Origin of the sequence: Anaeromyxobacter soli (assembly GCF_022808855.1) — a bacterium.
In the GTDB taxonomy this organism is placed as follows: Bacteria; Myxococcota; Myxococcia; order Myxococcales; family Anaeromyxobacteraceae; genus Anaeromyxobacter; species Anaeromyxobacter soli.
Genome location: NZ_JAKZLF010000053.1, coordinates 1 through 4,044, shown reverse-complemented (window position 1 = coordinate 4,044; position 4,044 = coordinate 1). Strand labels below are relative to the sequence as shown.

5 protein-coding genes are annotated in these 4,044 nt (G+C 72.3%); all 5 read left to right on the top strand.

The genetic code is table 11. The annotated features are described in order from the left end of the window. The first annotated feature begins 115 nt into the window (after positions 1-115). Complete coding sequence (locus tag MLV88_RS22480; RefSeq protein WP_242340169.1) at positions 116-874, top strand: TlyA family RNA methyltransferase; 759 nt, start codon at positions 116-118, stop codon at positions 872-874. Between the two features lie 154 nt (positions 875-1,028). After that, complete coding sequence (locus MLV88_RS22475; RefSeq protein WP_242340168.1) at positions 1,029-1,544, top strand: ribosome maturation factor RimP; 516 nt, start codon at positions 1,029-1,031, stop codon at positions 1,542-1,544. Between the two features lie 3 nt (positions 1,545-1,547). Then, positions 1,548-3,218: a transcription termination factor NusA gene (nusA, locus tag MLV88_RS22470; RefSeq protein WP_242340167.1), complete on the top strand. Its 1,671-nt coding sequence runs from the start codon at positions 1,548-1,550 to the stop codon at positions 3,216-3,218. Then, entirely contained in the window at positions 3,215-3,478 is a 264-nt protein-coding gene (locus MLV88_RS22465; protein ID WP_242340166.1) for a DUF448 domain-containing protein, read from the top strand. Before nusA ends, MLV88_RS22465 begins: the two co-directional genes overlap by 4 nt. A gap of 11 nt (positions 3,479-3,489) precedes the next feature. Then, positions 3,490-4,044 (top strand): translation initiation factor IF-2 N-terminal domain-containing protein (locus MLV88_RS22460; protein ID WP_243338730.1); only part of this gene is annotated, 555 nt, incomplete at its 3' end.

The window sequence follows — 4,044 nt, the reverse complement described above, 5'->3', positions numbered from 1 at the left end:
CCTGCGGGGCCCGGCGCGAGCGCGGCCCCCGCCGCCGCGCCATCGCGCGCGCGGCGCGGCCGCCCGCGATGGCGCGCGGGCCCCGGGGAGCCGGCGTGGGGGCGCAGCCCCCGCCATGACCTCGCGCAGGCAGCGGATCGACGTCGTCCTCGTCGAGCGGGGGATCGCGGAGTCGCGCGCCAAGGCGCAGGCGCTCGTGATGGCCGGCGCCGTCGTGGTGGGTGAGACGCGCGTCGACAAGCCGGGCGCGCTCGTCGACCCGCAGGCGCCCATCCGGCTGAAGGAGGGGGCCGGGCCGCAGCGGTACGTGTCGCGCGGCGCGCTCAAGCTCGAGCGAGCGCTCGACGTGTTCCCCGTGGATCCGGCCGGGAAGACGTGCGCCGACCTGGGCGCGTCCACCGGCGGCTTCACCGACCTGCTCCTGCAGCGCGGCGCCGCCCGGGTCTACGCCATCGACGTGGGCTACGGCCAGCTCCACCCCAGGCTCCGCGGCGACCCGCGCGTCGTGGTCCGCGAGCGCGAGAACGCGCGGGCGCTCACCGCCGAGGCGCTCGGCACCCGGGTCGAGCTCGTGACCGGCGACCTGTCGTTCATCTCGCTCCGGCTCATCCTGCCGGCGGTGAAGGCGATCCTCCGCCCGGGCGGCGCGGCGATCCTGCTCGTGAAGCCGCAGTTCGAGGTGGGGAAGGGCGAGGTCGGCAAGGGGGGCGTGGTGCGCGACGAGGCCAAGCGCCGGGCCGCGCTCGACGGCATCGCCGCCGCGGCGCGGGAGCTCGGGTTCGAGATCCTGGGTCACGCCGAGTCACCCATCGAGGGCCCGGCGGGGAACCGGGAGTGGCTCCTCGCGCTCCGTCTCCCGCCCGACCCGGGGTAGGCCGTGCGAGCTCGTGGAAGGGCCCGCCAGGCGGCCCGGTCGTCCTTGACCGCCTCCACCCGGTCTGTTACTGACACGCCGACATTTTCGCGCCCGGGCAATGCCGGGTCTCGAAAGTGGGCCGCGTCGCCCACTTTTCGTTTTTTAGGGGTCAATGACGGGTATCGGAGAAGAGTCCATCGCCGACCGCACGCGCCGGGTGCTCGAGCCCGTGCTCGTACGCGACGGCTACGAGCTCGTCGAGGTGGAGTGGGCGCGCCAGGGAGCTCGCTGGACGCTCCGGCTCTTCGTCGACAAGCCGGGCGGCGTCGGGATCGAGGACTGCCAGGCCGTGTCCCGGCTCGTGGAGCCCATCCTCGACGTCGAGGACTTCATCGAGCCGGCCTACGACCTCGAGGTCTCGTCGCCGGGCCTCGATCGGCCGCTGCGCAAGCCGGCCGACTTCGACCGCTACGCGGGGCAGCGCGCGCACGTGAAGGCGTACGGGCCCGTCCCCGAGACGGCGCCCGGCTCCCCCCCGCGAAAGAACTGGACCGGCGTCCTCGTGGGCTACCGCGACGGCGCCGTCGAGATCGACGTGGACGGCGTCGTCCACCGCGTCCCCCACGATCAGATCGCGAAGGCCCACCTCGAGTACGACTTCGAGGCGGACCTTCGGAGGAAGGACTGACCGATGCAGCAGAACGTGAACCTGAACCTCATCCTCGACCAGGTCGCCAAGGACAAGGGCATCGACCGCGCGCGGCTCGTCGAGATCCTCGAGGAGGCCATCGGCAGCGCCGCGAAGCGCCACTTCGGGATGGAGCGGAACCTGAAGGCCCGCTACGACGAGGACAAGGGCCAGGTCGATCTCTTCCAGGTCCTCACCATCGTCGCCGATGCCACCGAGGAGGCGCCCATCCCCGACCCGGTGAACATGATCCCGGTGTCGGTGGCGCACGAGAAGGGCATCGAGGTGGAGCCGGGCGACGAGCTCGACTTCCCCATCTACTACCGCGCGGAGGACGAGGCGGAGGCGAAGGCCCAGGACGAGCAGTGGGGCGACCTCCTCAAGCTCAAGACCTTCCGCCGCTCCTTCGGCCGCATCGCGGCGCAGACCGCGAAGCAGGTGATGATCCAGGGCACCCGCAACGCCGAGCGCGAGAACGTCTTCAACGAGTACAAGGACCGCAAGGGCGAGGTCATCACCGGCATCGTCCGGCGCTTCGAGCGCGGCAACGTGATCGTGGACCTCGGCCGCGCCGAGGCGGTGCTGCCCGTGCGCGAGCAGGTGCCGCGCGAGAGCTACCGCGCCGGCGACCGCATCCAGGCGTACGTGATGGACGTGCTGCGCGAGTCGAAGGGCCCGCAGATCATCCTCTCGCGCGCCTCGGTGGACCTCCTCAAGAAGCTCTTCGAGATGGAGGTGCCCGAGATCGCGGAGGGCGTCGTGGTCATCGAGGCGGCGGCCCGCGAGCCGGGTGGCCGCGCCAAGATCGCGGTGTCGTCGCGCGACTCGGACGTGGATCCCGTCGGCGCCTGCGTCGGCATGAAGGGCAGCCGCGTCCAGGCGGTCGTGCAGGAGCTCCGCGGCGAGAAGATCGACATCGTGCCCTGGGACGACGACTACGCGCGCTTCGTGTGCAACGCGCTCGCGCCGGCCGAGGTCTCGCGCGTGCTCCTCGACGAGCAGAACAAGGCGATGGAGATCATCGTCCCCGACGACCAGCTCTCGCTCGCCATCGGGCGCCGCGGCCAGAACGTGCGCCTCGCCTCCCAGCTCACCGGCTGGAAGCTCGACATCAACTCCGAGTCCCGCGTGAAGGAGATGCGCGAGTTCGCGACCGAGAGCTTCGGCGCGCTCGAGATCCCCGAGCCCACGCAGGAGATGCTGTACTCGCACGGCTTCCGGAAGGCGCAGGACGTCGCGAACGCCGCCGCCGAGATGCTCACGCAGTTCCCGGGCTTCACGATGGACATGATCCCGGACCTGCAGAAGCGCGCCCGCGAGCAGTCGATCGTCGACGCCGAGAAGGAGATGCAGCTCGAGCAGGAGCGCGAGGCGGCCCGCATCGCCGAGGCGCGGCGCCACCCGGACGAGCTCACGCAGGAGGAGCGCTTCGCGCGCGTCCGCGGCGTCGGCGAGAAGACCGTCGACCAGCTGAAGGGCGCCGGCTACGGCACGGTGGAGGCGGTCCACAACGAGGCGGACGTGATGCGGCTCGCGGAGTCGAGCGGCCTCGGCATCAAGAAGGCGCGCCAGATCAAGCACGCGGTGGGCGTCTACCTCGAGGAAGAGGCGAAGCTCCGCGCAGAGCTCGACGCGGCCAAGGCGAAGGCCGCACAGGGAGGCGCCGGCGCTTGAGCGAGCCCGTCCGCACCTGCGTCGGCTGCGGGGAGCGGGCGGCGCAGCGGCAGCTCGTACGGCTCACGACGGATGGTGAACGGGTGATCTTCGATCGTCGGCGTGGCGGAGGCCGTGGAGCGTGGCTCCACGCGAGCGTCGGGTGCCTGGAGAAGGCGCTCCGGCGTCGTGCGCTCCCGCGTGCGCTCCGCCGCCCGGAAGCGGTGGTCGACGCGGCGGCGCTGCGTGTCGAGTTGACGGGAAGTGCCCGTAAGGATTAGGAGTCTACGAAATGTCCAAGAAGCGGGTTCACGAGCTCGGCAAGCAGCTTAAGGAGCAGGGTATCGAGCTCTCCAACCAGGAGCTGGTCGAGAAGCTCCACCAGCTCGGCTACGACGTGAAGAGCCATTCGTCCTCCCTCGAGGACGACCAGGCCGCGTCGGCGTACGAGAAGATCGTCGGCGAGCGGAAGCCGAAGCCGGCGCCCGTGCGCCCGGCGGGCCCCGGGTTCGTGGTGCGCAAGCGCGTGCACACGGAGGTCCCGCAGCCCGCGCCGGTCGCCGCGTCGCCGGAGCCTCAGCAGGAGCAGGAGCAGGAGCCCGTCGAGGCCTACGAGGCCTACGAGGCCGAGGCTCCCGCCGAAGAGGCTGCCGCGCCCGCTGCGGAGCAGGAGCAGGAGCAGGCGCCCGTCGGTGCCGCGCCGGCCGAGCCGGTGGCGGCGCCGGAGACGCCGGCCGCGCCCGCCGGGGCTCCGGCCGCGCCGACCACGGCTCCCTCCGCGCCCACCGCGCCGGCGATGCCAGCCGCCGCGCAGGGTCCGGCCTCGCCGGCGGCTCGCCCGCCGGCG